Origin of the sequence: Streptomyces lacaronensis (genome assembly GCF_047337785.1) — a bacterium.
Taxonomy (GTDB): domain Bacteria; phylum Actinomycetota; class Actinomycetes; order Streptomycetales; family Streptomycetaceae; genus Streptomyces; species Streptomyces lycopersici.
Map to the genome: position 1 here is coordinate 9,324,859 of NZ_JBLHDK010000003.1, position 26,362 is coordinate 9,351,220.

General features: G+C 67.2%; 23 protein-coding genes and 5 pseudogenes. 11 read left to right on the forward strand and 17 right to left on the reverse strand.

The features are described from left to right. The first annotated feature begins 49 nt into the window (after positions 1-49). Positions 50-1,032 (forward strand): annotated as a pseudogene (locus ACMTAK_RS40515) (IS5 family transposase). Positions 1,033-1,051: 19 nt separating this feature from the next. Here the strand turns inward: ACMTAK_RS40515 and ACMTAK_RS40520 are convergent. From ACMTAK_RS40520 to ACMTAK_RS40530, 3 genes are all read right to left on the reverse strand, one after another. Further along, entirely contained in the window at positions 1,052-1,354 is a 303-nt protein-coding gene (locus ACMTAK_RS40520) for a 2Fe-2S iron-sulfur cluster-binding protein (protein WP_413810750.1), read from the reverse strand. A gap of 153 nt (positions 1,355-1,507) precedes the next feature. Beyond that, on the reverse strand, positions 1,508-2,173 hold the full coding sequence (locus tag ACMTAK_RS40525; protein WP_413810751.1) for a response regulator: 666 nt from the start codon (positions 2,171-2,173) through the stop codon (positions 1,508-1,510). Continuing rightward, entirely contained in the window at positions 2,170-3,585 is a 1,416-nt protein-coding gene (locus ACMTAK_RS40530) for a GAF domain-containing sensor histidine kinase (protein ID WP_413810752.1), read from the reverse strand. The genes ACMTAK_RS40525 and ACMTAK_RS40530 overlap by 4 nt, the downstream gene beginning before the upstream one ends. A gap of 390 nt (positions 3,586-3,975) precedes the next feature. On the opposite strand from ACMTAK_RS40530, the pseudogene ACMTAK_RS52730 reads away from it, so the two are divergent. The 3 genes and pseudogenes from ACMTAK_RS52730 to ACMTAK_RS40540 form a co-directional block, all read left to right on the forward strand. Further along, positions 3,976-4,074, forward strand: a pseudogene (locus ACMTAK_RS52730) (luciferase domain-containing protein); the annotation flags it as partial. A gap of 40 nt (positions 4,075-4,114) precedes the next feature. Continuing rightward, the gene (locus tag ACMTAK_RS40535) at positions 4,115-4,309 is read left to right on the forward strand and encodes a hypothetical protein (RefSeq protein ID WP_413810753.1); all 195 of its coding nucleotides are present in this window, start codon (positions 4,115-4,117) and stop codon (positions 4,307-4,309) included. 162 nt (positions 4,310-4,471) lie between these two features. After that, positions 4,472-7,000: a SpoIIE family protein phosphatase gene (locus tag ACMTAK_RS40540; RefSeq protein WP_413810754.1), complete on the forward strand. Its 2,529-nt coding sequence runs from the start codon at positions 4,472-4,474 to the stop codon at positions 6,998-7,000. A gap of 80 nt (positions 7,001-7,080) precedes the next feature. Here ACMTAK_RS40540 and ACMTAK_RS40545 read toward each other — a convergent pair whose 3' ends face one another. The 4 genes and pseudogenes from ACMTAK_RS40545 to ACMTAK_RS40560 all read right to left on the reverse strand — a co-directional run bounded on the left by ACMTAK_RS40545 (position 7,081) and on the right by ACMTAK_RS40560 (position 10,608). Next, positions 7,081-7,797 carry an IclR family transcriptional regulator gene (locus ACMTAK_RS40545; protein WP_413810755.1) on the reverse strand — a complete coding sequence of 239 codons (717 nt, stop codon included), beginning with the start codon at positions 7,795-7,797 and terminating at the stop codon, positions 7,081-7,083. Between the two features lie 372 nt (positions 7,798-8,169). Beyond that, positions 8,170-9,267, reverse strand: coding sequence for a helix-turn-helix domain-containing protein (locus tag ACMTAK_RS40550; protein WP_413810756.1), 1,098 nt, complete (start codon positions 9,265-9,267; stop codon positions 8,170-8,172). Between the two features lie 352 nt (positions 9,268-9,619). After that, positions 9,620-9,826 (reverse strand): annotated as a pseudogene (locus ACMTAK_RS40555) (helix-turn-helix domain-containing protein); the annotation flags it as partial. Between the two features lie 140 nt (positions 9,827-9,966). Further along, complete coding sequence (locus ACMTAK_RS40560) at positions 9,967-10,608, reverse strand: TetR/AcrR family transcriptional regulator (RefSeq protein ID WP_413810757.1); 642 nt, start codon at positions 10,606-10,608, stop codon at positions 9,967-9,969. Between the two features lie 144 nt (positions 10,609-10,752). Between ACMTAK_RS40560 and ACMTAK_RS40565 the strand changes: the two genes are divergently transcribed. Genes ACMTAK_RS40565 through ACMTAK_RS40575 form a run of 3 tightly spaced genes read left to right on the forward strand, consistent with a single transcriptional unit; the run spans position 10,753 to position 13,173 of the window. Next, positions 10,753-11,487, forward strand: coding sequence for an SDR family NAD(P)-dependent oxidoreductase (locus tag ACMTAK_RS40565; RefSeq protein ID WP_413810758.1), 735 nt, complete (start codon positions 10,753-10,755; stop codon positions 11,485-11,487). Between the two features lie 32 nt (positions 11,488-11,519). Beyond that, positions 11,520-12,143, forward strand: coding sequence for an NADPH-dependent F420 reductase (locus ACMTAK_RS40570; RefSeq protein ID WP_413810759.1), 624 nt, complete (start codon positions 11,520-11,522; stop codon positions 12,141-12,143). 55 nt (positions 12,144-12,198) lie between these two features. Beyond that, on the forward strand, positions 12,199-13,173 hold the full coding sequence (locus ACMTAK_RS40575) for a TIGR03619 family F420-dependent LLM class oxidoreductase (protein WP_413810760.1): 975 nt from the start codon (positions 12,199-12,201) through the stop codon (positions 13,171-13,173). A gap of 204 nt (positions 13,174-13,377) precedes the next feature. Here ACMTAK_RS40575 and ACMTAK_RS40580 read toward each other — a convergent pair whose 3' ends face one another. Further along, a complete protein-coding gene (locus ACMTAK_RS40580) occupies positions 13,378-14,415 on the reverse strand; it encodes an Lrp/AsnC family transcriptional regulator (RefSeq protein WP_413810761.1) in 1,038 nt (345 codons plus the stop codon). 147 nt (positions 14,416-14,562) lie between these two features. On the opposite strand from ACMTAK_RS40580, the pseudogene ACMTAK_RS40585 reads away from it, so the two are divergent. From ACMTAK_RS40585 to ACMTAK_RS40600, 4 genes and pseudogenes are all read left to right on the forward strand, one after another. Continuing rightward, positions 14,563-14,745 (forward strand): annotated as a pseudogene (locus ACMTAK_RS40585) (MFS transporter); the annotation flags it as partial. Between the two features lie 13 nt (positions 14,746-14,758). Beyond that, on the forward strand, positions 14,759-15,352 hold the full coding sequence (locus ACMTAK_RS40590; RefSeq protein WP_413813148.1) for an MFS transporter: 594 nt from the start codon (positions 14,759-14,761) through the stop codon (positions 15,350-15,352). After that, positions 15,253-15,555, forward strand: coding sequence for a hypothetical protein (locus tag ACMTAK_RS40595; RefSeq protein ID WP_413813287.1), 303 nt, complete (start codon positions 15,253-15,255; stop codon positions 15,553-15,555). The genes ACMTAK_RS40590 and ACMTAK_RS40595 overlap by 100 nt, the downstream gene beginning before the upstream one ends. A gap of 236 nt (positions 15,556-15,791) precedes the next feature. Then, positions 15,792-16,487 (forward strand): alpha/beta fold hydrolase, encoded by a 696-nt coding sequence (locus tag ACMTAK_RS40600; RefSeq protein WP_413810762.1) that lies wholly within the window; start codon positions 15,792-15,794, stop codon positions 16,485-16,487. A gap of 642 nt (positions 16,488-17,129) precedes the next feature. Here the strand turns inward: ACMTAK_RS40600 and ACMTAK_RS40605 are convergent. The 9 genes and pseudogenes from ACMTAK_RS40605 to ACMTAK_RS40645 form a co-directional block, all read right to left on the reverse strand. Further along, positions 17,130-17,507: pseudogene (locus ACMTAK_RS40605) on the reverse strand (transposase); the annotation flags it as partial. A gap of 387 nt (positions 17,508-17,894) precedes the next feature. Beyond that, the gene (locus ACMTAK_RS40610; protein ID WP_413810763.1) at positions 17,895-18,299 is read right to left on the reverse strand and encodes a TetR/AcrR family transcriptional regulator C-terminal domain-containing protein; all 405 of its coding nucleotides are present in this window, start codon (positions 18,297-18,299) and stop codon (positions 17,895-17,897) included. 268 nt (positions 18,300-18,567) lie between these two features. Further along, on the reverse strand, positions 18,568-19,278 hold the full coding sequence (locus ACMTAK_RS40615; RefSeq protein ID WP_413810764.1) for a VOC family protein: 711 nt from the start codon (positions 19,276-19,278) through the stop codon (positions 18,568-18,570). A gap of 3 nt (positions 19,279-19,281) precedes the next feature. Continuing rightward, positions 19,282-20,685 carry an MFS transporter gene (locus tag ACMTAK_RS40620; protein WP_413810765.1) on the reverse strand — a complete coding sequence of 468 codons (1,404 nt, stop codon included), beginning with the start codon at positions 20,683-20,685 and terminating at the stop codon, positions 19,282-19,284. Further along, positions 20,682-22,193, reverse strand: a complete 1,512-nt coding sequence (locus ACMTAK_RS40625; RefSeq protein WP_413810766.1) for an aldehyde dehydrogenase family protein — start codon at positions 22,191-22,193, stop codon at positions 20,682-20,684. Before ACMTAK_RS40625 ends, ACMTAK_RS40620 begins: the two co-directional genes overlap by 4 nt. A 41-nt stretch (positions 22,194-22,234) precedes the next feature. Further along, positions 22,235-23,050, reverse strand: a complete 816-nt coding sequence (locus ACMTAK_RS40630) for a beta-keto acid cleavage family enzyme (protein WP_413810767.1) — start codon at positions 23,048-23,050, stop codon at positions 22,235-22,237. Continuing rightward, entirely contained in the window at positions 23,047-24,102 is a 1,056-nt protein-coding gene (locus tag ACMTAK_RS40635; protein WP_413810768.1) for an amidohydrolase family protein, read from the reverse strand. Before ACMTAK_RS40635 ends, ACMTAK_RS40630 begins: the two co-directional genes overlap by 4 nt. 97 nt (positions 24,103-24,199) lie before the next feature. After that, entirely contained in the window at positions 24,200-25,144 is a 945-nt protein-coding gene (locus tag ACMTAK_RS40640) for a LysR family transcriptional regulator (protein ID WP_413810769.1), read from the reverse strand. Positions 25,145-25,313: 169 nt separating this feature from the next. Beyond that, positions 25,314-26,273 carry an MBL fold metallo-hydrolase gene (locus ACMTAK_RS40645; protein WP_413810770.1) on the reverse strand — a complete coding sequence of 320 codons (960 nt, stop codon included), beginning with the start codon at positions 26,271-26,273 and terminating at the stop codon, positions 25,314-25,316. Between the last annotated feature and the right edge of the window lie 89 nt (positions 26,274-26,362).

Consider the following 26,362-nt stretch of genomic DNA (forward strand, 5'->3'; position numbering starts at 1 on the left):
CGGTTGTGATCAAGCCCCGGGGTGGGGGCCGGTCCGATAAGACTGTGCTGTGACGCGTGCGCAACTCACCGACCTTGAGTGGGAGTTCATCGAGCCGTTCCTGCCGGTCGGCAGGTTCGGCCCGTACCCCGAGCGGCTGCGTGAGCAGTTCGAGGGGGTGATCTGGCGGTTCCGCACCGGCAGCCAGTGGAGAGAGATGCCCGAGCGGTTCGGCGCCTGGCAGACCGTCTACAACCGCTTCATGCGATGGCGGGACGCGGGCGTCTTCCAGACCCTGCTGGACGAAGCGATCGCCGAGGCCGCCCGCAGGGACGAGATCGACATGTCCCTGGTCAGCGTGGACTCCACCACCGCGCGGGCCCATCACGACGCCGCCGGCATGCGGGTCAGCGAACAGACTCTGGCCGCACTCGAGGAGGCAGCCTCGCAAAAGGGGGAGCATCGCAGGGACAAGGCGGGCAGGACGGCGAAAGCGATCCGGTCCGGGCCGAACGCCGGCGCATCCGCTTGCGACGGCGGGCCCGGCTGAAGGCCGCCCTGCTCGGACGGTCGCGCGGCGGGCTGACCAGCAAGATCCACCTGGCTGCCGACCGGCGGTGCCGGCCGATGGCGCTCCTTCTGACCGCCGGACAGGCCGCCGACAGCCCGCAGTTCATCCCGGTTCTGAGCAAGGTACGGGTCCGTCTGCCGGTCGGCCGTCCCCGCACCCGGCCGGCTGCCGTGGCCGGTGATAAGGCCTACTCCTCCCGCGCCAACCGAGCCCATCTGCGCAAACGCCGCATCAAGGCAGTCATCCCGGAGAAGAGGGACCAGGCCGCCAACCGCAGGAAGAAAGGCAGCCGGGGCGGCAGGCCCGTCACCCACAATGCCGATCTCTACCGCGACCGCAACACGGTCGAGCGGGCCATCAACAGGATGAAGGACTGGCGAGGCATCGCGACCCGCTACGACAAGACGCCCGAGAGCTACCTCGCCGGACTCCATCTCCGCGCAGCGACCATCTGGATCAGCAGCATCCTGAAAGCCCAATGATCACAACTGGAGACAGTCCCTAGCGCGGGGCAACCGTGAGGGTCAGATCGGCCATGGACGGCTCATAGACGAGCTGACATGCGAGACGGGAGTTCTGCTCGCGCCTGGGGAGTTCGGCGAGCATCTCCTCCTCGTACTCGTCGGGCTCCGGGAGGTCGGGGAGGCGGTCTTCTTCGACGTACACGTGGCAGGTGCCGCACGCCGCGTTCCCGTTACAGAATCCGATGACCCCGATCTTGAGGGGCCGGAGCTGGTGCATGAGCGGTTTGCCGACCTGCGCGTCGAGTTCCCTGGACACTCCCGCGCGATCCACGATCTTCATGGGTTTCGTGCCTCCTAGCCGTCCCTGGTTACACATGTGTTTCGAGTTCAAGTGAAACGCGGCTCGCCAGAGAACTCGATCGAGCAGGTGACCCGAGACGTTTGACGTAGCCCGAGCAGGGTGGCAGGAGGCGTCGTCAGCAGGAAGCCCGATTTACGGTCGGCGTGGCAGTTGCCGACCGTCACGAGCCGCCCACAGTGCGGCCTGAGTTCTGGAGGACAGGCCCAACTTGCGGAGCACGTTGCTGACATGGGTCCGCGCGGTGCGTTCGGTGATGAAGAGGGCGGTGGCGATCTGCTGGTTCGACTTGCCCTCGCCCACCAGTGCCAGGACCTCTTGTTCGCGAGCGGTCAGCCGAGAGCTGTCCACAGGGGGCGGCTCCGCGAGCTTCAGTGCGAGCGAGACGTCGATGTGCTGTTCGCCGCGGGCCGCGGAGCGCACAGTCGAGAGAACACTGTCCGGGCTGCCGTCCTTGAGGACGTAGCCTACCGCGCCGGCCCGCAACGCGGAGCGGACGTAGTCCGCGTCCTCGAAACTCGTCAACGCGACTACTGCGACACCGGGATGGCGGCGGCGGAGGACGGCCGTCGTCGCGATGCCGTCCCCCTCGGGCATCAGGATGTCCATGAGTACGACGTCCGGCGGCTGCCCCCGTCGCACCAGCTCGTCGAGGACACCCTCTGTCTCCGCTCCACTGCCCGCCTCACCGACCACCTCGATTCCGTCGACCGGTTCGAAAAACGAGCGGAGGCCGAGCCGGACCAGTGGATGGTCGTCCACCACAACGACGCTGATCGTCGCCCGGTCCGGGGTGGTCACTTCTCCGCCCTGGTGCTGTGCGACCGCAGTGGAAGGGTCACGCGGACGGCGGTGCCGGTCACCGAAGTGTCGATGTCCAGCTGACCACCCAGGCGCGCCGTGCGGCGGGTCATGCTCTGCAGACCGAGATGGCCGGGCGAGTGCGAGACCTTGCGGAAGCCGACGCCGTTGTCCTCGACGACGGCGACGAGAAAGTCGTCGGCGGCGGTCAGCCTGATCGTGATCTCCGTGGCTGCAGCGTGGCGCACGCTATTGGTACCAGCCTCCTGGAGTACCCGCAGAAGTTCCTGCCGGGTCGCCCCCTCGACCGGAGGCAAGTCCCCTTCGGGCAGCTCAAGCCGCAGCTCCGGCGAGTCACCCTGCGTGAGCTGCGCGAGTCGGTCGCGCAGGGCGGCGAGATCCTCGCCGAAACCTTGTGATCGGGGATTCTCCGGTTGCATCTGCCGCAGGAGTGCCCGGATCTCGCGCTGCAGCTCCTCGGCGGTGGACTCCAGCCGACTGATCGCGTCGAGCAGGCCTGCTTCTCCACCCGGTTCGTGGCCGCGGGCCCGCATGGCCAGCGCCCGACTCTGGATGATCAAGGAGAACAGGGCCTGCGACACCGAGTCGTGGAGATCGATGGCGAGATTCTGGCGCTCCGCCGCCGCGGCCGCCAGCTGCAGCTCCGCGACAAGGTTGGCGTTGTCGACCGCAGTCGCGGTCTGATCGGCGAGTGCGACGAGGAAGGTGATGTCATCCTCGGTGGGTCGCTCGTCCTCGCTGAAGAAGGAGGTGAGGACGCCCACGCTGCGCCCTTGGACGACCGTCGGCACAGCAACGACATCGTCCCAGCCATGCTGCTCGATCACGGACACGAACGGCGCGTAACGGGGGTCTCGCTCAGCCAACTCGTGCAGCCGATCACGGCGCGCCGGGCGCCCGGTCCGGAACGCGTCGAACGACGCCAGCGGGGCGCCGAGCTCCACGGAGCGCGTCAGCCGATCGATGTAGTCGTCGGTATGACCGGCGGTGCCGACAAGGCGCACACGGAATCCGTCCGGCTCCAGGAGGATGATCGAGCACGCCAGGGCACCCGTCGCGTTGCGCGCTTCCACCGCGACGCGGTCCAGTACTTCCTGCAGTGGCCCACGACAAGCGATCCGCGCGGCGGTGCGTGCGAACGCCGCCACCTTGTGGAGCTGGCGCTCCACTCGTTCGGCGTCGTGAAACAGGAAAGCGGTAAGGCTTCGCCCCGCGCTGACGAACGGCAACCGGGTCACATGCAGGGATGCGTCCCTGAGCAGCCTGGTGAGATCCCCGGGGTCCTGGGCCGCGAGCAGGTGCCGCGCGGTCTCGTTCGCATAGATACAGGAGCCCTCGGCGTCGATGACGGCGACGCCTTCGGTGCTTGCACCGACGAGGTCGTCCAGCATTCGGTACGCCGCAGCGTCCGCCACAAAAGTTCCCATGCTGCCTCCATTGCCAGCGTGACGCAGGCACGACACTGACCAAAGAACGCCGGCAGACCGAGGGGGCGAGGACTGATTCCCGGTCAGCCGGCAAGGTTCCACTCAGGCCCACGATTTCCGCTGTGCGCGACGACTCTCCGTGACCAGATGGCATCCTGGCCATTCACGTCAGCCAGAATGTCAGACCAGGGCGAATATGCGGAACGGTCTCGTCCTCGCCGAGAAGAACCGGGCGCATGAGCCCCTTTCCCTCTCATTGATCACGATCTTGGCGACCCTAAGGAGCTGGCCGCGGTGGGGCTCTTCCTGGACGGCGTCGCCCTGGCAGATGGAGCGCTGCTGTTGCCGCCGCGGATGGACGAAGAGTTCGCGCACATCCATCCCGACGGCAGCCTGCACCCGATGCTGACCCTCGAGGACGAGGGCGAACCGATCGGTAAGGGTTGGGGAGAGCGGCACCCCCCCCGGTACTCCGACCAAACTCCATCTCGTCATGGTCTACGGCCCGCGTACCGAGGCGGAGCTGGACGTCGCTCGGACCGTGATTCAGGCGTCGTATCGCTACGCCACCGGGCGGGACGAGGCGACCGTCGGCGACACCGGTGGCGACAAGCCGGTGCGTGATCGTCACCACCGGCAGGCACAGTGCAACGTGCTGCGCAGGCCACTCGCCAGCAAAGCAGGCTGATGTCAAATGCGCATGTACTCTTAATTCGTGTATGTGGTGATATTCGCGTATACATTCGCTCGCGGGTAGCCCACGGTGGTCGGGCGGCGCCCATCCAAAGCAAAGGAAGTTCTCAACGGTGTGAGGATCTCGAAGATCTCAACGAGAGCGAGATGAGCGACCATGGAGCGGCGTGATACTCCCGGTCAGGAAACGAGCCCCCTCGATGACAGCGACGTGGTTGGTGAGGCGCTGACCGCACAGGCCATTGTCGACGAGCACGGCACCGTCACCGGGTGGAACGAAGGCGCCGAACACCTGCTGGGGTACTCACCGGCCCAGATCCTGGGCCGGGTGGCGTCCGCCCTACTCGCCGAAGATCCCCCGGCAGACGGCCTGCCGCCGCTCGCCACGCTTCCACGATGGCACGGGAAGCTCGCGCTGAGGCATCGGGACGGCCGGCGCCTGGACAGGAGAGTGGTCGCCCACCACCGATTGACGGAGCCCGGCGACGGCGAATGGCTGGTGCTCTGTGCCCCGCCCGTGCTCCTTCCTCAGCCGGACGACAAGGCGTTGGTGGGCTGGAGTTTCGCGCAATCCCCCTGCTGTGCTCTGGCGCTGTACGACACCGGGCGCCGTTTGCAGGTGGCCAACGACTACATGGAACAGGCACTTGCCCTCACCGAGGACTACCTTCGCGGGTTGCGTCCGGCCGAGATTCTGGGGAACGAGGAGGGGGAGGTGGGGGACGAGGACATGAAGCGGGTGCTGGATACGGGCGAGCCCTCCTATCGCGAACACTTTCTGCGGACTCCGGGTGAAATCCGTGAGCACGCATGGGCGGTCTTCCAGGGACCATTGCGGGACGACAACGGCCGAATCCGCGGTGTCTGTCTCTCCGCGCGCGACATCACCGAGCAGTACTGGGCCCGCAAACGACTCCAGCTGATCACCGAGGCCAGCAAGCGCATCGGCAGCACGCTCGACGTGACGCGGACAGCGCAGGAACTGGCGGACATCGCAGTCCCGGAACTCGCCGACTTCGTCGGCGTCGACCTGCTGGCGTTTCCCGATACCGTGCACGAGCCGTTCGCAGATACGCCGGGAACCAGCGGGCCGCTCGCACTTCGGCGTATCGCCCATCAGTCCGTCCATCCGGGCATCCCCAAGGTGGTCGTGGCTCCGGGAGAGGTGGATGCCTACCCGGAAGGCTCCCCACCGGTGGAGAGTCTTCGATCAGGGCGTGCGGCCCTGCACCAGATGACCGATACCGGGCTCGCCGAGTGGATCGCACGGGACCCCGTCCGATCCGCCAGAGTCCGCGAGCTCGGAGTCCACTCGGCGATGACGGTGCCTCTGTCCGCGCGCGGAACGACCCTGGGCGTGGCCGTCTTCGTCCGTCACCGGCACACCGAACCGTTCCAGCAGGACGACCTGGTCCTAGCCGAGGAGCTGGCGTCCAGGGCCGCCGTCTGTATCGACAATGCCCAGCGTTATACGCAGCAACGCGACACGGCGGTGACCTTGCAGCGCAGTCTGCTGCCGCAGAGGTTGGCCGAACAGGCTGCTGTGGACGTGGCCTCGCGCTACCTGCCGGCCGGTGGCCGAGCCGGGGTGGGCGGGGACTGGTTCGATGCGATCCCGCTGTCCGGGGCCAGGGTGGCGCTGGTCGTGGGCGATGTCGTGGGCCACGGCATCCACGCCTCGGCGACGATGGGGCGTCTGCGCACCGCCGTGCGGACCTTGGCCGACATCGATCTACCCCCTGATGAATTGCTCACTCACCTCGACGACCTGGTGGGCCGACTCTCGACCGAGGTGGAAGGGTCGGGCGGGGAGCCGCCTGCGGGGGGCACGGAATCCGCAGGGGATGTCGGGGCGACATGCCTTTACGCCGTGTACGACCCCGCCTCACGCCGTTGCTCTCTCGCCCGCGCCGGGCATCCGCTCCCGCTGATGGTGAGTTCCGACGGAGGCGCGGAACTGCTCGATGTTCCCGCGGGACCCCCGTTGGGCCTGGGTGGCCTGCCTTTCGAGGCGGTGGAGGTCGACGTACCGGAAGGCAGTCTGCTCGCGCTCTACACCGATGGCCTTGTCGAATCGCGGGACCTCGACATCGATAAAGGCATCTCTAGACTACGCCAAGTCCTGAACCGTCCGGCGCCCTCGCTGGACGCTCTGTGCGACACGATTCTGAGCAGCATGCTGCCTGAGCGGCCGACCGACGATGTCGCCCTGCTCATCGCCCGCACCCGGGCGCTGGACGCCTCACAAGTCGCCACCTGGGGAGTGAACCCTGACCCGGCCGCCGTTGCCGGCATCCGCAAGCAAGCCGGACGCCAGGTGGAGGCATGGGGGTTGGCAAGCGCCGTCTTCGTCACCGAACTGGTCGTCAGCGAGTTGATCACCAACGCCATCCGCTATGCGGAACCGCCCATCCAACTGCGCCTCATCAACGACAGGAGCCTCATCTGCGAGGTCTCGGACGGCAGCAGCACGGCACCTCACATGCGCCGGGCCCGCATCTACGACGAGGGCGGCCGCGGTCTGCTCCTGGTCGCCCAACTCAGCGAACGCTGGGGAACACGCCAGACCACCAAGGGCAAGACGATCTGGGCGGAGCAGAGCCTGCAGACGCGGCCGTCCGGCGGTCGGGGACAGGAGACTCCGGCCCCCTTCGGGAACTGGCTGGCCTCGGCCCACGATTTCTGACCTGAGTGCTCCACCAGCCTCCCCCTCCATCTCGACAGAGATCCTGTCCGCCGCCACGGTCAGTGCCGACACGATCTCCTTCACCCGGCCCGCCGAATGCCGCACACTCGGCATGGAGACCGACAGGCCGCGATCGTGGCCCCGCTCGCATCGGTCACTCCGCGCCCGATGGCGACGAGTCCTCGCTCGGAGCGTTCGCGGTTGACGGCGATCCGCTGTTCCGGACGGCTCTGAGCTCGGCGCGCAGCTCGGCCAATTCCGGGCCGCTCCTCGGCTCCGTCGGTCGGGGCGTGCGCGTAGAGCATGGTCAGGTCGTCGTCGGTGAGTTCCGCCAGCGTGATCAGGCCACCGGTCACCTGGTGTGCGGGGAAGACCATGCCCTCGCGGCTTCCGATTCTCAGGGCCTGTGAGCACTCGACCGAGGCGACAAACCTCACGGTGTGGCCGGTGCGGATGCTGAGATTCGCGGTCTCGTTGAGGGTGTCGACGAGGGTGCACAGCGGGCCGAGGGCGGCGGCGCGGATGGCCGAGACGTCCGACTGCGCCTTGTCTGCGATCTCCAGGACCGGGCCGACCCCGTAGCTGCGGTCGTCGTTCTGCACAGCGAAATCGCGGTGGACGAGGGTGGACAAGAGGCGGTGGGCGCTGGATCGGGCCACGCCGATGCGCCGAGCCGCCTCGGAGACGGTAAGAGATCCCTCGGCCTGCAGGATGACTGCCAGCTGCAGCGCGTGGTCCACGCTGGTCACGCCGTACGTCGGCGGGTTCTTCATCGACTTGGCCACGACGCCACTCACGTTGTTCTGATAGGCAGAATATCCTGTTCCAGATTGCACCTGACACCTCGTACATGTACTTCCGATTCATCCGTCGCCTGAATGTCCGGCTACAGACCGGCGTTGGACCACCTTTAACGCCCGGAATGCCCGGATCTGTTGTATGGACAGCAGACAGGGATGACAATACGCGGACCCGAATTCGACCCGGATGCTTTGTTTGGCGAGAAAACATGGCCTCTGACCTGCGAAAATAAAGAGCGGCAGGCGAGTCAGGCTATATGTCGAGTCTTGGCGCAAGCAGTCAGGGTCAGCTGCCGCTTACCGAAGTAATTCGCAATGCCGATACGACCCCACTCACCCTGTGCTTGCCGAATACTTCATCCGTGCAGGTCACGCGGCATGCTTGTATTCGTGGAGGATGCCGCCAAGGCGGTCGTGGCGTCGTATGTCGAGGTTGCTTAACTTGTCCGGATCGTCGATTGGTGAGGGCAGCGGGTGTAGCGGTCGGGCGTTCGCGATGCCTTGGTGTGGTCGGTGGAAGTTGTAGAACTGCTCGAACTCTCGCAGGGCGTGGAGGAGGTGCCGCTGGTTCCAGATCAAGGTCCGGTCCAGGAGTTCGTGTCTGCAGGTCTGCACCCACCTTTCCATGACCGAGTTCATTCTCGGCATCTGGATGCCAGTGAGGACGACCTCGATCCCTGCGTCCTTGAGGACGGCATCGAACAGCTGGGGGAACTTCCCGTCCCGATCGCGGATCATGAATCGCGCCCGGCAGCCGACGTCCTCGAGGTCCATGACCAGGTTCTTCGCAGCTTGCGTTACCCAGGAGGTGGTCGGGTGTGCGGTGGCGCCCAGGATCCGGAGGCGGCGACTGCTGTGTTCGATTACCGCGAGTACGTACATCCGCGTGCCGGACAAGGTGACCGTCTCAAAGAAGTCGCCGGCCAGGAGGGCGTCGGCTTGGGAGCGCAGGAAGTCGGCCCACGTGCTGGAAATCCGGTCGGGCGCTGGATCGACGCCCGCGTCCTTGAGGATCTTCCAGACGGTCGAGGCGGACACCTTCACGCCGAGCACGAGCAGCTCACCGTGCAGACGCCTGTAGCCCCAGTTTGGATTCTCCCTCGCCAGACGCAGTACCAGAATCCGGATAGAGCGCACCGTACGAGGTCGGCCGGGTCGGTTGGGCCGGGATAAGGCGGCATGCCGGCGCCTGGCGAGGTCGCGATGCCAGCGCAGCACCGTGTCAGGACGCACGAGCAGCCGCACCCGCCGCAGGGCGGGTAACGGCAGCCGGTGCAGCAGCGCCGCCAGGAACGCCCGGTCGCTTGAGCTGAACCGGACTTTGCCCTTGCCGAGTTGGCGTTCCAGGACCGCGATCTGATGGCGCAGGGCCAGGATCTCTACATCCTTGTCCCGGCCACTCATCGGCAGCAAACGCAGCACCGCGAAGGTATTCGTCACACCGAGGTAGGCCAGTCGTAGCAGCACGATCGATCATCATGACGCGTGGACAACGGCTACGCGAGAGCGCCGACTCGAGCGACCGCGGCTGGCGAGTGTGGGGTCCGGTGCAGGCCTCCGACCAGGGAGGATGACATTCTCGGCAAGCGCACCGCCTATGGGACCTGGGCGATGACATGTTCGGCGATTGGGGCGCTCCTACGCGTAGCCTGCGCGACGAGATCGAGCGCCACGTGATCAGGTGCCCGGATGACTGGTCGACCGTGTGGGTGCGAAACGGTGTCACTCTATGCGACCTGCGTGTACTCGTGGGTGAGGCCGCCGAGTCGATCGCGTCGATGGATGCGAGTGTTGTCGGTGGCGGTGGGTGGTCCGGGTTCGTGCCGTCGATGATCACATGGGCCAGTCCGTCACGCTTCGCCTTCCGCAATGCCGCCCGCAGCTTCGGTGCTCGTCTGGCCAGCAACTCGACTGTCTCGTTCACATACCGCCGGCACGTCGTGGTCGACACGCCGAACCCGGCGCCGACCTCGGCGAACGGCTCGCCCTTATGTAGATAGACCAGCACCAGTAGAGCCTGCTGGCCGACGGCTCCAGTCCGACGATACGTACGGATGGCCGCGGCCGGATCTCGCGACCCGCTCTCCAGCCCGAGTCCCGGCAGCTACCGCTCCGGCCGCGCCGAACTCGACGTCGTCTTCCTGCCGAGGAGGCGCGATCGGGCCGTCATTGGCCTCCCAGCGGAACGGGAGCAGACCCGGTAGTTCCGCGGTCATCGCTGGGCTGCCGAGGAGATGACGCGGGGATGGCGTTGTCGATGAGGACGGCGGCGATGGCGGCGGCGGTGGGGAAGGCGTCGGCGTTGAGGACCCGGGTGCGGGCCGCGGCGCCGTCGATGAGCAGCGCGAGCTGCTCGCCGAGCTGTTCAGGGTCGGCGGCGCCGGCTTCGCGGGCGGTGTCGGCGAGCCGCGCGGCGACGGCTTTCTTGTAGTCGCGCGCGTACTGGGATGCGGGGTGCTGGGGGTCGTGGAGTTCGACGGCGGCGCCGATGTAGGGGCACATGGGCGTGGTGGGGGGGATGTCGAAGGCGGCGAGGAGCCGTTCGCGGGGCGTGAGGTCGGTGCGGTCGAACACGCCGGACAGAACAGAGGGGTCGAACCGGCGCAGGTACTCGGCGACGAGTTCGTCCTTGCCGGTGAAGTGCTGGTAGGCCGTGCGCTTGGACACCTGGGCCGCCGCGCAGAGCTCGTTCATGCCGGTGCGGTTGATGCCCTGCTCGCGGAACAGTTGCTGGGACACGCTGAGGATGCGCTCGCGGGCGCCCCGGCCGCGGCGGCGGCCCGTGGGGCCCTTCTCCAACTCCGTCATGGGTCCATGGTACCCCAGCTGGATAACGACCGGTGTACATAGTTTGCATCCCTGTCGCCCGCCCCGTACCGTAAGCACACAGGGCGGTGTACTTAACATCGTCACCCCAGGTGCACACGGCACCACCGACCCAAGGGAATGACTATGGGAAAGCTCGAGGGCAAGGTAGCGGTCATCACCGGCGGCACCACCGGCATGGCACTGGCCGGCGCGAAGCTGTTCGTCGACGAGGGAGCGCACGTCTTCATCACCGGCCGCCGCCAGGACGCCCTGGACGAGGCCGTGAAGCAGATCGGCCGCAACGTCACCGGCGTCCAGGGCGACGCCGCCGACCTGGACGACCTGGACCGCCTGTACGACACCGTCAAGCGGGAGAAGGGAAGCCTCGACGTGCTGTGGGCCAGCGCCGGAGGGGGCGAGCCCGCCCCGCTCGGCGAGATCACCGAGGCCCACTTCGACGCCGCGTTCCACCTCAACGCCCGCGGCACCCTGTTCACCGTCCAAAAGGCCCTCCCGCTCTTCAACGACGGCGGCTCCATCCTCATGACCGGCTCCAACGCCTCCCTCGGCGCCTTCCCCGGCTGGAGCGTCTACGCCGGCAGCAAGGCCGTCCAGCAGGCCTGGGCCCGCGTATGGCTCAACGAACTCAAGGACCGCCGCATCCGCGTCAACGTCCTGACCCCCGGCCAGGTCGCCACCGCCAAGCAGGAAGAACTCTTCGACGAGGCCACCAAGCGCCAGTTCGAGTCCCTCATCCCTCGCGGCCAGATGGGCCGCCCCGACGAAATCGCCACCGCCGCCCTCTTCCTCGCCTCCGACGACTCCAGCTACGTCAACGGCATGGAACTCGTCGCCGACGGCGGCACCACCGCCATCTAAACCGAACAACCACAACCAGGGCAGGACATCTCATGAGCAACATCAGCATCATCGGCACCGGGAACATGGCCCGCACCATCGCAGCGCGGGCGATAGCGGGCGGCAACACCGTCGAGGTCATGGGCCGCGATCAGTCCAAGGCCGCTGACCTGGCCAAGGCTCTCGGCGGCGGCGCCACGACGGGAGACTGGGGCACCGCCCCGGCCGGGGACATCGTCATCGTGGCCCTGTTGTACGACGGTGTCGTGCCGGTCGTCGCGCAGTACGGAGACGCTCTCGCGGGCAAGGTCATCGTCGACATCAGCAATCCCTTCAATTCCACGTTCGACGGGCTGGCCCACCGTGAGGAGACCTCGATCGCGCAGGAAGTCGCCAAGGCGGCCCCGGCCGGCGCCAGTGTGGTGAAGGCGTTCAACACCATCTTCCGCCATGTCCTGGAGAAGGGTCGGCCGGACGTCTTCATCGCCGGCGATAACGCGCAGGCCAAGGCAAGTGTGGAGGCGTTCGTCGAGAGCCTCGGGCTGCGCCCGCTGGACGTCGGCGGCCTGAAAATGGCGCACTGGCTGGAAGGAGCGGGCGTGGTCACGGTGGGCCTCGCCAACCACGGGGTGGGGAACCTGGACTTCGCCCTCAGCATCACCGAATTCACCGGCTGAGCCCCCGGGGCCGAGCAGTCGGCGAACAGGGCGGCGCGCGCCCTGACAATGGTTGATGGATCACCGACTCGCTGATGTCGGATATCAAAGTTGGCGAATGATCCTGCTTGAGGAGACTCCCGCGATGAAGCTCGGTCTAGTGATTCCCATTGTCGGGCCCGCCATCAGCGGCGCCCCCGGCCTGAGCGCGTTCTGCCGCGGACTCGAGGACCTTGGCTACGACACCCTGTGGATCGGCGATCGTCTGGTCACGCCGGTTGATGTGGACAGCAGCTATCTGGGCCAGGGGCCGCAGATGACCCGCTCCCTCGATCCGGTGCTGCTGTTGACCGTCGCCGCGGCGGCGACCAGCCGGATACGCCTGAACACCAGCACGCTCAGCACGTTCTACTACGAGCCGCCGCACCTGGCCCGACTGCTGACCACGCTCGACGTGCTCAGCGACGGCCGCCTAGGCGTTGGTGTGGGGCTGGGGTGGATGAAGCAGGAGTACGACATCGCCCGCAACGCGGACTGGCACCGGCGCGGCAAGATGCTCGATGACATGCTGGCGTTCCTGCACGCGTGGTGGACGACCAATCCCGTGTCCTGGGACAGCGAGTTCTTCACCTTGCCACCGGTCCACGCCGACCTGCGTCCGGTCCAGGCGGGCGGGCCACCCATCTGGGTCGGCGGTGCCAGCGAGGCCGCGATGCGCCGGGTCGGCCGCAGCGGGGTCGGCTGGCTCGGGTTCGACGGGCCGGTGCCGGCCGCCGCGTCGGTCAACGGTCGGGACGAGGGCGCCGACCGCCTGTGGTCGATCGCGCGCCGAGCGGCGCAGGACGCCGGCCGCGATCCCGACGCGCTGAAGACGGCCATGCGGATCAACCTCGAACCGGGCACGTCCGTCGGCTCGCTCGCGGACACGTTGCAGCGGTACGCCGAGTCCGGCGTTGATGAGGCGTACTTCGATGCCTTCGCGATGTTCACCAGCCTTGACCAGATGCTCGACTTCGCCAGCCAGGTGATCGCGCGTACCGGCCGGTTGTGACCACCGAAGAAACGACGGAATCGGCTGCCACGGAACGCATCGGCCCGCGTGGTGTGCGATCCGACTTGACAGACAGTAACTGTTGATCGAGTGCTGGAGGCGCGTGGAGAGATCCTTCGGCCTGCGCTGGCAGGAGACGTGCTTCGTGTCGCCAGAGGTCTCGAACGGGGGATCACGTGCGTGGCAGTGTTCGAGGCCAGAGCATCACAACACGCTCAGTTGTAGTTCCGGTGGCAGCGGGTATGGGCCCGGGCCTTTGAGGGTTCGGTGGATGGGCGTGGTCACCGTGTGCCGCAGTCCGGGCAGTCCGGACACAGTCTGGGTCAGGTAGCGGTACAAGAGTTGCGCCGACTCCACCTGGATGCTCGCGTACAGGTTCGTCGCGCCGGTCACCGCCGCGGCGAAGGACACCTCGGGATGCGCCGCCAGGGCCGCGCCTGCCTCGGCCAGGCGCGCGGGGTCGATCTCCAGCCAGAGCGCGATCCTGAGCTTTCGGTGCAGGACGTCGGGGTGGTAGTCCACGTCGAAGTACAGCACGCCTTCGGCGCGTAGATCGTTGATGCGGCGGCGCACTGTGGACTCGGACAGCTCGGTGACCGCGGCCAGTTCGCCCACCGGGGCCCTTCCGTCGCGGGCCAGCAGGTCGAGCAGCAGTCGGTCGCGGTCGTCCAGCACGACGGGTTCCGAGCCGGCTGTCCGCCCTCCGTCCGGCGGCCGCGGGGTCAGTGCGGCGACCTGTGCGTCGGTCAGCGGTCCGCTCTTGTTGATGAAGCCGAGGTCCTGGCCGAAGAACACATGCAGGACGCAGTGCGCGGAGACGTCGACCACTCGGGGGGTGCGGGGCAGCTTCTGCACCAGGAAGGGCTCCTCCAGGCCGGGCCCGCGGGCGCGAATCGCGGCCATCGTCTCCGTTCCCCCCGAGGTGAGGTTGACCCAGGTGGTGTCCGTGCGCCGGGCCAGCGCCGAGCCGATGGAGGCGGATGCGTCCGGAGTGCACCGCACGCGCACGAACCACGACAGGTCCCCCAGCCGGAACGGGTCGGTCAGACCCAGCACGCGCAGTTTCCCGGTGGTGCGCAGGCGGGCGAAGCGGCGAGCCGCGGTCTGGTCGGAGACGCCGAGCACGGCCGCGATCTCGGTGAAGGAGGCGCGGCCGTTGAGCTGGAGGGCGTGTGCCAGGGCCAGGTCTTCATCGGTGAGGTGAAGCCCCACACGGTCGGGACTGTCGAGATACGTCTTCACGACATCGATTCTAGGGAATACGTGCAAATTTGGCCGTGCGAGTTTCCTGATCGCGTGCACGCCGTCAACAGTTGTCGAGGACCGGGGCTTCGGTCCGTTCCCCGATCCCTGAATGGAAATGACGACATGCGTAAGTGGGGACCGCTCATGGCGGTCTGTCTCGGCGCGTGCATCCTGCTGGTGGACGTCACCATCGTGAACGTGGCGCTGCCCAGCATGGCCCGTGACCTCGGCGCGTCCTTCGCGTCGCTGCAGTGGGTCATCGACGCCTACGCGCTGGCTCTGGCGGCGCTGATGCTCGCTGCCGGCGCTTTCGCCGACCGCTATGGGCACCGGCGAGCCCATGTGGGCGGGGCTCGCACTGTTCGCCATCGCCTCGCTCGTGTGCGGCTTCGCTCCCGATGCAGGCGTGCTCATCGCCGCCCGGGCTGTGCAGGGCATCGGCGGAGCCGCCATGTTCGCCACCGCTCCCACTCGGCTGCTCGCCTCTTACCAGGGGCGGGACCGCGGTACGGCCTCCGGGCTGTGGTGTGCGACCAACGGGGCCGCAGCGGCGGCGGGTCCGCTGCTGGGCGGCGTCCTGACGCGGCACATCAGCTGGCCCGTAATCCTCTGGATCAACCTGCCCGTCGCGGTCGTAGCCATCGTTCTGACCCGGCGCTTCATGGCTGCCGACCGGCGGGCCGCGGGCGGCCGGAAGAACCGCATCGACCTCTTCGGGGCCGCGACCTTCAGCGTGGCCGCCGGCGCCCTCGTTTACGGGCTCATCCGAGGTCCGACGGCGGCTGGGGCTCGCCCGGCACTCTTGTCTCCTACCCTGTCGCCGCGCTCGCCCTCGTGGCCTTCGTGGTGGTGGAACACCGCATCGCCCGCCGCGGCGAAACCCGAATGCTGGACTTGGCGCTGCTGCGCAACGCCTCCTTCACCGGGCTGTTGACCGGCGCGCTTCTCCTGCAGGCCAGCGCCTTCGGCTGCCTCGCGCTCGTGTCGCTGTGGCCGCAGTGCTCCGGAACTGGTGGGAGACAGGACGGCGAACAGGGCGCGGGCGCGGCCGCCGCCCGCGAGCTGCCGGGCTCCGGCGACGGGCTGACCCCACGGCGCTCTGAGATCGGCCTGCAGGCGGACACGCCGAGCGGCTGACGGCCACCGGGAAGGTCACGGATGCGTTGCGCGAAGTCGTCTGGCGCACTCACAAGTTGCGCTGTGAGTCGATCTTCGTCACCTCACCCGTTCAACGTCGAGACATTGAAAGAACACCACCGTCTCGTACGTGATCGCGGCGTGTACCGGTCTCATGTCGGAGGAACTCAAACCTCCGAACCTCCGCCGGGCCGGCAGGAATCACTCAAGACAGTCATGACAAAAGGACGTGCGAAATGGGAAATGTAGTGCTGGTCCACGGTGCTTGGAGTGACGGCTCGATCTGGCAGGAGGTCATAGGCCACCTGCACGAACAGGGCCACCAAGCACTGGCCGTCCAATTGCCGATGACCTCACTCGCGGACGACATCGCCTGGACCCGTCGGCACATCGACGCGCTGGAAGGACCGGTCACCCTCGTCGGACACTCCTACGGCGGCACCGTCATCTCCGGCGCGGCACTTGAGCATCCCAAGGTCAACTCCTTGGTCTTCGTGGCCGCCTACGTGCCTGTCGAGGGGGAGACCATCGGCATGCTGAGCGACAAGGGTGCCGAGATGCCAGGCCGCGTGGCCTTGCGGTTCGCTGCGGACGGCTGGTCGGACGTGGACCCGGAACTGTTCGGTGACGCACTCGCCCACGACCTTCCGCCCCGCCTTGCCCGGAGCCTGGCCGCCGTGCAGAAGCCTACCCATGGAGCCTGCCTGACGGCCCCGGCCTCTGCGGGCGCCTGGCACCACCTCCCCTGCGGCTACGTCCTCTCCGCCCACGACCGGATTCTCGATCCCCAACTGCAGCGCTGGTTCGCCACACGCGCCGGAGCCGTCGTCACCGAGCTCCCCAGCAGTCACCTCTCGCCACTGTCACATCCCGAGGAAGTGGCCGCGGCAATCTCGGCGATGCTGCGGCCCGAAGAGGATCCCGCATGCTGATCCGAGCTGCGGCCCAGCCCCTCAATTCCCGGCGTGCCAGCCCGGGTCATGTCCGGTCCCGCGCGGCCGAAGCGGTCTGAGCGCGGCGGCGTACGCCGCGCTCAGACCGGCGGCATCGGCGAGATCCGCCAGCAGCCGTGCCCCGCCTGGCCCTACGTCACCGGCCTGGATCAACTGGACGGCCCTGCAGGGTCCTTACGACCTGTGCCAGGTGGGACCCTCATGGCTCAGAGCGGGAGGCGACCGCCCTGTGGCTACGGCCCGCGGATGGTCGCCCTGCGCCAGCGGCGAGCGGGGACGGTCGGGAGCGAACGGGCAGCAACGGACTTTCACGTGGCCGCGCGAACTCCCGCGTGACCCAGTCGCGGCTACCTGCAGAACCTCGATTCCAGAGCCCGGCCGAGCCCATCCGGACGTCATCCCCCTACCCGCTACCACGGTCAGGCGTCACCAGGTACTTGGCGGACTGCTCAACGAGTACCACACCACGTCACCCCGGCTGCCTCACCATCCACACGAAACACCCAGCTCAGCAGCCTGATCGGAATATTGGCACCCTTCAGGGCGGATCCGTCTGGGGAAATGAGCGGCGGAGTCCGCCTGCTATGGTGCGCCGATGTCAGCGATCAAGAAGTTCCAAGTCACGATCTTCCATGCTTCCATCCGCGCGAAGGCGTGCTCGACGCGGGCCCGGACCTTGCGGTGGCAGGTGTTGTGCTCCTCTTTCCAAGCCGGCAGTTCGGTCTGGCCGCGTTCACGGCGGTGCGGGATGAGCAGGCCAGTGCCCCGATAGCCGCCGTCCGCGATGACCGTGGCCCGGCCGACGGCGGCCTTCGCACCGGAAAGTTCCCACGCCTTGCAATCGTTGCGGTTGCCCGTGACCGGTCGGCCGACGGCGACGACGAGTCGGGTATCGGCGTCGATGACGACCTGGTGGTTGGTCGAGTACCGGTAGTTCTTCGACTGCTCGGCAACCGTATGATCCCGCGTGGGCACTGGGGGGCCGTCGACGATCAGCACGGCAAGGGCAGGTCCGCCGTCCTGGACGCGCTGCTCGCCGCGTACCGGGGACAGGGCGGCACGGTACGGGAGGGAATGCGCGAGCACATCGTGGAACTGGCGACTTCCTCTGGGTCCGGGTGGCCCTGCTGGGCCTGCGCACGGACCGCCCGCATCTGGTGACGACGGCCAGGGCCCGGCTCCGGGAGCTCGGGACGGTGTCCTGATGGACCCGCCGCGGGACCCGCGTGCTCCGGGGTGCCCAGCCACAGTAGCGGCCTGACAACATCGTGAGAGGCAAAGGCGCTCAGCGAAGCGTTGTCGCAGATCGCAGGCACGGAGCGGGGAAGGACAACCGGCATGGCGGAAGAGGTGGTGACGGCTTCCGGCGGCGGACCACAAAGTAGATCACCGTCCACGCGGTCCAGGCCGCCTCCTTCTCGCCGATGCCCGCCTCGAGCAGTGCCTGACGACGTACTCCGCGAAGCGCGAGATGTGCGGCTCGGCCGGATAGGTGCCGGTGACCAGGGCAGCGCCGTCACGGTGGGCCGGCAACGCCTGCCGGTATCGGTGTGCCAATTCCCTTACCCGCTCCTGTGTCACGGTTGGTAGGCCGCCGTAGTCGATCTCGCCGACGATGGCGTCCGCCATGAGAGCCAGTATCCGTGCCTTGGTCTTGACATGCCACAGCACGGTGTTCACACGGACGCCGAGGCGGTCGGCGACAACCCGGACGGACAGGCCCTCCAGCCCCTTCATTTCCAGCGCGTCCAGGGCGGCCTGAACCACGTTGGCACGGGTGAGCTGGCTCACGGCCGCTTCCTTCCCTCGGGTATTGGTGACTGACCTACGTTGGGCGCACCGCACTTCTTGGCCATTTTTGAGCAGGAGTTGGAAGGATGGCTGACGCACCACCACGGCAGGCCCAGGGCTCGGGGTGACCGTCCGGCGCGGGTATGGGATCACCGGGCTGGACCTGGACGCGGATGGCGCCCGCGTCCATCTCCGAGGACTCGGCGGTCCTCATCAGCTGGAGGCCGGGCGATCGCGATACCGGTCGGCCTGTACTGCCTGGTCGGCGTCAGTCAGCCCGCCCAAGCTTCCGGCTCTCCCCCGTGGGCGTGAGGTCGGACCAGGGAGTGACCGCGGGTCGCCGGATCACGATCTGCCCCTGCGGGGTGTCAACGGCGACGGCGTACAGGCCAGGGCGTTCGCCGTTGTAGGTCAGTGGCAGGTCCTTGGCCTCGTCGCCCAGCCAGGACACCATGTCCTCCTGTGTGCCGCCCACCTCCATCCAAGCGATGCCCTGGGGGCTCACCCGCTGTTCGCAGGGCTGGCGGGCGGGGTGTGTCGCCATCTCCGGGAGGTGGAAGACGTTGGGCAGGCCACGCCGCCAGCAGTAGACGGTGTCGGGGGTGCGTGCCGGGGCTGACATGGTGCCGTCGGTCCGCTTGCGGATCCCGGTCTCGAGGATCTCGGTTCCGCGCCGGGCGGCGATGGCTTCCAGCTCCTCGCGCGTGTCCACCCGCAGGCACCAGCCGATGTACACGTCGCCGTCGGCTATCTGGTCGTAGAACCACCTGTCGACGGGGTTGTGCTGGGGCGAGTACGCGTCGATGACGCTCTCGACCTCGATGTACTGGTCCCCGCCGAGGGGAACGATGCGGTTGGCGATGCCGAGGCCCGGGAACCATCCGCCTTCGTACTGCCCGAGCCCGGTTTCATCGCAGAGCCGTTCCGTACCCTCGTACAGGTTCTGGGTGCCGAGTGAGATGTGGTCGATGATGAGCATGAATCACGAACCTTCCGCCGAGTGACTGAGGGTGGACGGGGTGGGGGTGGCCTCGACGAGGTCGGTCGCGGGGGCTGCCGCCGACCGGGGCGGAGGGACACGGTTGGCGAGGAGGGTGAGCACGGCGCATGCGACGAGGGCTGCGGCCACGAAGTACAGACCGCTGTCGTAGTTACCGCTGGTGTCCCGCAGCCAGCCGACGATGTAGGGGCTGGCGAAGCTGGCCAGATTGCCGAGGGTTGTGGTGAAGGCGATGCCGACGGCCATGGCGACGCCGGAGACCAGGTGTCCGATGGGCAGCTGCCACATCAGATTGAGGCTGGCGTAGATACCCGCGGCCAGCATGATGGTGCCGAGCAGGGTGACCGGAAGGCTGTCGCTGTTGATGGCGATCACCGTGCCGAGAGCGGAGAGCAGGGCGCCGGCCGCCGAGTGCACGACCCGTTCGCCGCGGCGGTCGGAGCTGCGGGCCCACAGCAGGGCCACGGCGACGGCCGGGACGTAGACCACGGAGGCGAGCAGCCCGGTCTGCACCAGGCTGAGGTGGGTGTTGAAGCGGTCCGCGAACCCGGCGATGATGAGGGGCAGGAAGGCGGTCAGGGCCGCGAATCCCACCCAGAGGAATCCGACGGCCACCGCGAAGGTAAGCAGCCGCGCGTCGCGGAGGCGTTCGGTGAGATCGGCCAGCTTGATGCGGGTCCGCTCCGAGGTGGTGGGGACGGTGCCGACGGCCTCCTGGACAGCGGCGCGTTCCTCGTCTGTCAGCCACCGGGCCTGGGCGGGGGAGTCGGTGAGCCAGGCCAGGACCATCAGGCCGATGAGGATGGACGGGATGCCTTCCAGGATGAACATCCAGCGCCAGCCGGCCAGACCCCACAGGTTGTGGGTGTGCTGCAGGATGATTGCGGACAGCGGGGTGCCGATGATGCCGTAGAGGGGCAGGCTGGCCAGGACGCTGATCATGCCGCGGCGGGACGGCGCGAACCAGAAGGTGAGGTAGAGGAGCATGCCCGGGAGGAAGCCGGATTCGGCGGCCCCCAAGAGAATTCTCGCGATGATCAGGGAGCCCTCACCCTGGATGAAGCCGGTGCAGGTGGCGATGGCGCCCCAGCACACCATGAGCAGGGCCAGCCAGCGGCGGGGGCCGAACCGGTGCAGCGCCAGGTTGCTGGGTATCTGAAGGGCGATGTAGCCGGCGGAGAAGATGCCCGTGGCGAATCCGAAGGCAGCGCCGGTCAGTCCCAGGTCGGCGTTCATGGTCAGGGCGGCGGTGCCCATGTTGACGCGGTCCAGGAAGGCGGCCGTGTACATGAGCAGTACCAGGGGCACAAGGCGCCAGGTGACCTTGCGCAGGGCGCGTCGGCGCAGCGCCTCGTCGGAGGCCGACGCGTTTGTTCTCTGTGTCATGACTCATCCTTGGTCGGTGAGGTGTCGAAGACGTCGAGGGAGGGGGTCCAGCGGGGGATGTCGCTTTGGCCGGAGGGGAGGCGCAGGCTTTTGCTGTAGCCGAATTCGTGGAGGGTTTCGAGGGCGTGTTCGCGGCCGTAGCCGCTGTGGCCGACGCCGCCGAAGGGGGTTCCGGTGAAGGCGCGGTTGTAGTTGTTGATGAAGATCATTCCGGCGGAGATGTTGCGGCTGACGCGTAGGGCGCGTTCAAAGTCGCGGGTGAAGATGCCGGCGACGAGTCCGAAGTCGGTGGCGTTGGCGATGTTGATCGCTTCTTCTTCGGTGTCGAAGGGGATGAGGGTGACGACGGGGCCGAAGATTTCTTCGTTGGCGATGCGCATGTCGGGTGTGACGTTGGTGAAGAGGGTGGGTGGTACGTAGTAGCCGTTTGTGAGGGTGGGGTCGGTGGGCAGGTCGGCCTGGGCGGCCAGGGTGGCGCCTTCGGCGATGCCGATGTTGATGTAGTCCTGGACGCGCTGTTGCTGGGTGGGGGTGACCAGCGGGCCGATGTGGGTGGAGGGGTCGGTGCCGTTGCCGACGCGCAGGCGGGTGACGGCCTGGGCGAGGCGTTGGGCGACTTGGTCGTGGATGCTGTGGTGCACCAGGACGCGGGAGGCTGCTGTGCAGGCTTCGCCCTGGTTGAAGTAGCCGCCTTCGATGGCCCACCGGAGGGTGGATTCGAGGTCGGCGTCCTCGAAGATGAGGAAGGGGTTTTTGCCGCCGAGTTCCATGAGGGTGGGGGTGAGGTTGTCGGCGGCGGTCTTCAGGACGGCGGAGCCGGTGGTGGGGGCGCCGGTGAAGGAGATCTTGCCTATGAGTTTGTGGGCGGCGAGGTGGGCTCCGACGGGGCCGAGGCCGGGGAGGATGTGGATGACGTCGTCGGGGAGGATGGACTGGGCGATTTCCACCACGCGCATTACTGACAGTGGGGCCTGCTCCGGGGGTTTGATGACGATGGCGTTGCCTGTGGCGAGGGCGGGGGCGAGCTTGCCGGCGGTGTGCAGGGGTGGCCAGTTGAAGGGGACGATGGCGGCGATGACGCCGTAGGGTTCCAGGGTGGTGATGTCCAGGGTCGAGCCGGCGTCGCGTACCTGGTTGGGCATGACTTCGCAGAGGCTGGCGAAGAGTTCGAAGATGGCGATGCAGGCTTCGAGGTCGAAGCCGCGGGCTTGGGTGTAGGGCTTGCCGTTGTCGCTGGACTCCAGTGCGGCGATCTCGTCCGCGTGCTCGCGCACTGCCTGGGCGATCTGGTGGAGATAGCGGCCCCGCTCTCGCGGGGTGCGGGCCTTCCAGGAGAAGTGGGCCTGGTAAGCGGTGGTGACGGCTTGGTCCACCTCCTTGCCCCCGGCTCCCTGGATGGTGACGATCGGGGCACCGGTCGCGGGATTGTCGACAGTGAAACGATCAGCCTCCTCATCCGAGGACCAGCGCGTGCGGAGGATTTCAGCGGGGTCCGAAGCGGTTGACATGTCGCTCTCTTTCATTCGGGGTTATGCGCAGCCATAGAGGTTCAGTGCTGGGTGGGAAGGAGGATTTTTCGAGCCTGCCCGACATCGGCGACAGACCGGTCCAGGGCCTTCGCCAGGCGCACGGTGCGCTGGACCAGGGGCCGGTTGTCGGGGGCCAGTTCGCCTCTGCGCAGGTGGAGGGTGTCCTCCAGCCCCGCGCGGGCGTTGCCACCGAGGGCCAGGCCGATGCCCGTGAGGGACAGGTTGCGGCGGCCGATGGCGATGATCTGCCAGATGGCGTCATCGGGCAGGCGCTGGGCCATCAGGGTCAGGTTGGCGGGGGTGGCTGCCATGCCCCCGCGTACACCGAGGACGATGCTGAACTGGAGACGTCCGGTGAGCAGTTCCTTGTCACGCAGTCGCAGACATGCCTCGAGGTGACCGGTGTCGTAGATCTCCAGTTCCGGCTTGACACCCAGCTCCCGCATGCGGGCCGCAAGGCGCTCCACCCCGGCGGGCGGGTTGCGGAACTCCCCGGCGCCGAAGGACATGCTGCACGGGTTGAGAGTGGCCATCTCCGGGCGCAGCTCGACCAGCTTGGCACGCTCCTCGAACGGCACGCTCAAGCCGACACCGGTGGACAGCTGGATGAGGATAGGGCAACGCTCCTGGATCAGGTTCATGGTCCGGCGCGCGATGGACAGGTCGGCGGTAGGGCGGTCCTGTGGGTCGCGCAGGTGGATGTGGGCGACCGAGGCACCGTCCTCATAGGCCCGGTGAACGGCCTCGGCGATCTCCTCGGGTTGGGTGGGCAATCCAGGGTTGTCGGCCTTGGTGGCGATGGGACCTGTCGGTGCGACGGTGATGATGGCGCTCACGGTCGCCTCCTCTCCTCGTTCGGCTGTGGCACCAGGCCGAGCTCAGCCGCATTGGCGAAGGTGATCCGGGCGGTGTCGTCAGCACTCAGCCGCGCAGCCTGCAGGCGGTCGAGAGGGTCGGTCACGCCCATGTCGAAGGGGTAGTCCGAGCCCAGCAGAACCCTTTCCGCGCCTGCTGCGGCCACGAGATTGCGCAGGCCCTGGGCGGTGTAGACGAGGGAGTCGAACCACAGCCGTTTCACATAGGCGCTGGGCTGCTGGGCGCAGGAGTGGGCTTCAGGACGATGCGCCCACGCATGGTCGGCGCGGCCCAGGACGGTGGGAAGATAGCCGCCGCCGTGGGCGGCGATCAGTCGCAGTCGTGGGAAACGGTCCAGCACCCCACCGAAGATCAGATGGGAGAGGGCCACCGCGTGCTCAACCGGCTGGCCTACGGAGTTGGACAGATACCAGCGGTTCAGACGTTCATCCAGGGTGCACCCCCACGGGTGCAGGAAGATGACCGCTCCGAGTTCTTCGGCTCGCCGCCACAGGGAGTCCAGGCGCGGGTCGGACAGCTCCACGGTGGCTGATGTGTGCGCATCCAGGGTGTGGGACGGTATCTGGATACCGCGCAGGCCACAGGTCAGGACGGCGTGCTCCAGGCAGTCCGTGGCCCGCTCCGGGTGCTGCAGCGGCACCGCGCCCAGGCCGACCAGCCGCTTCGGCTGCTGTGCACAGTGTCGTGCGACACCTTCATTGGTAGCCTGCGCGATCTCCACGGCCAGTGCTGCCGGGGCCCAGGTGTGGTATTGGGTCGGCACTACGGAAACGACCTGCACGTCGATTCCAGCACTGTCCATGACGGTCAGCCGCTCACTGAGCTCGGTGAGCTGCGGCCAGCGCTCGGCGACAGCTTTTTCGCTCACCGCGGCAGAATCCAGGCCCGACCGCAATAGTTCCAGGTCTGTAAAGGTGAGGAATCCAGGATGGCTTTCGGCCAGGTGGTGAACCTCGGGAAGCCATACATGGGCATGCACATCCGTTGGGGATGTGCGGCTCGTGGTGACCATCAAGCGTGCCTCTCACATCGGTGATGACACGAAATATCCTGAGCCGCCCACCAAGCGAAAGGAAGCCAATAATGACGATGCCGGATATAGATGCGCTCTATTCAGAAGCAGAGAGATCTCGCGCGAGGTCACGCAGTGTGTCCCGCAGCCAGAGGTGTCCGCTGTCGCTGTCATGCATCGGGTGCCACCAGAAAGCCTCGACCAGCGGGACGACGTCGAAAGGACATTCCAGTGCCCGCAGATTCAAAGCGTCGACGAAAGGCGCCACCAGTCGCTCCTGAACCAGCGCGATCCCTCGTGTGTCGCGCACCAGTTGGGGCATGGCCAGGAAGGAGTCAGCGATCCCGCACACCCGTGGAGTGACACCCAGTAATTCCATCTGGCGCCACGCCGGCGCCCGGCCCAGCGGGTCGTGGAATGTCGTCACCCAGGGCAGTGTGTTCAGGTTCTCCATCGTCAGGTGGTCCCCGACGAGTGGGTTGTCGGCTGCCACCACACAGACCCAGCGGTCACGGTGCAGGTCGATCTGTCGGGGCAAATCGATGTAGCCCTGGGGCATGAGAACCCCATCGAGGGTGCGGTAGAAGTCGGGGTTGCGGCTGAGAGATTCGGGTGTCACCGGCTCGAAACGTACGCACGCGCGAGGAGCCTGTTCCTGAAGGCGTGCCACCAGCGCAGCGCCGACCACACTGATGCCGTAGTCGGAGGAGACGATGGTGAACACCCGGTCGGATGTGGCCGGGTCGAACTCGGACTGGGCCGCGAATACCCGCTCGACGGCGGCCACGGCCACGGCCACCAGCGGACGCAGTTGCTCGGCGAACGGTGTGAGCTGGTAGTGGTTGCCCACCCGGGTCAGCAGTTCGTCAGAGAAGTGCCGGCGCAGTCGGGCCAGAGCCGCGGACAGTGTGGGCTGGGTGCGGCCAAGTCGTTGGGCGGCGCCGGTGACGGACCGCTCGCTCAGCAAGGCGTACAGGGCGTGAACATGACTGATGTCCAAACCGTGCAGATGCGCGGCCGCCGCAGGATCCTTCGCCTCCATGAGGACCTTCTATCGTGCTGAGTGGCGCAGCGCGCCGTCTTGCGTGGCGCCTGAACGGCGCAGTAGAGCATGCGCAAGCTCCCCGGGCAGTATGCCCGGGGGCCGCACGGCAGGGGGCGGCGGCCCGCCGCGGAGTACGGAAGCCGCCGGGTGCCGCGGGCCCGTCCAGTCAGGCCAGGCACGTCAGAGGGCGGCCACCGTTGTAGGCGACCATGTCGTGCAGGGCGGCACGGACATCGAGAGGGCCACCCATCGGGCCGCCGTCGAGCTCGGCATAGGCGCGATGAAGATTGCCGACCAGGCGTTCGCTGTCGCTCAGGGCGGCAAACCGGCCCAGGTCGGTTTCACGCGCTGCTTGCAGAGGCGTCAGCCCGGCAGCGTGGGCGCTTTGCGCGACTTCCCGCACAAAGCGCAGGTAGTCCAGTACCTCATCGATGATCTCCGGCCCGCCGACCGGACCGTGGCCGGGCACGATCACATCGGCGCTGAACCGCTTGAGCATCTCGACCACCTCGAGCGCACCGTGCAGGGAACCGGCCAGCAAGAACGGCGTCCCGCCATTGAACAGAAGGTCCCCGGCAAAGAGGACCTTGCGCTCGGGAATCCACACCACGGCGTCGTTGGTCGTGTGAGCGGGCATGCCCAGATGCCGGACCTCGCACAGCAAGTCGTCGGCGTACACGTTCACACTCTCGGTGAACGTGACGAAGGGCGGGGCCAGACGGACCGCGCCCCATTCCCGCTCACCCCACGTCCCGCTGCCCGCCACAGGGGCCGTTTCCGGCGGCCCTTCGTTGATCAATGCCTTGCGGCATTCCTCGTGCGCGACTACGGTCGCTTCGCTGAAAACGTAATTACCGTGCGTATGGTCTCCGTGATGGTGGGTATTGATAAGCGTTCGGACCGGCTTTTTGGTGAGCTTGTCGATCGTGGCGTGCAGCCTCCTGCTGCGTTTTTCGGTGGCGCAGGAATCGATTGCGACAACCCGGTCGCCTGCAACGACGAAACCGGTGTTGTTGATCCACCAGGTCCCGTCCGGCTGCACGTAGGCGAAGACGCCGTCGCTGATTTCGGACACATGCGCGGCGTCCCCGTCAGCGTGGCTGTCGAGTAGTGGGCTGTTGCTCATGGCGTTGGTTTTCTCCTGCGGCTCATCAGGAGAACGCGTCCACCGGTACCTGCCGTGCGGTACCCGACACACACGTTCCGGGTCGAAAG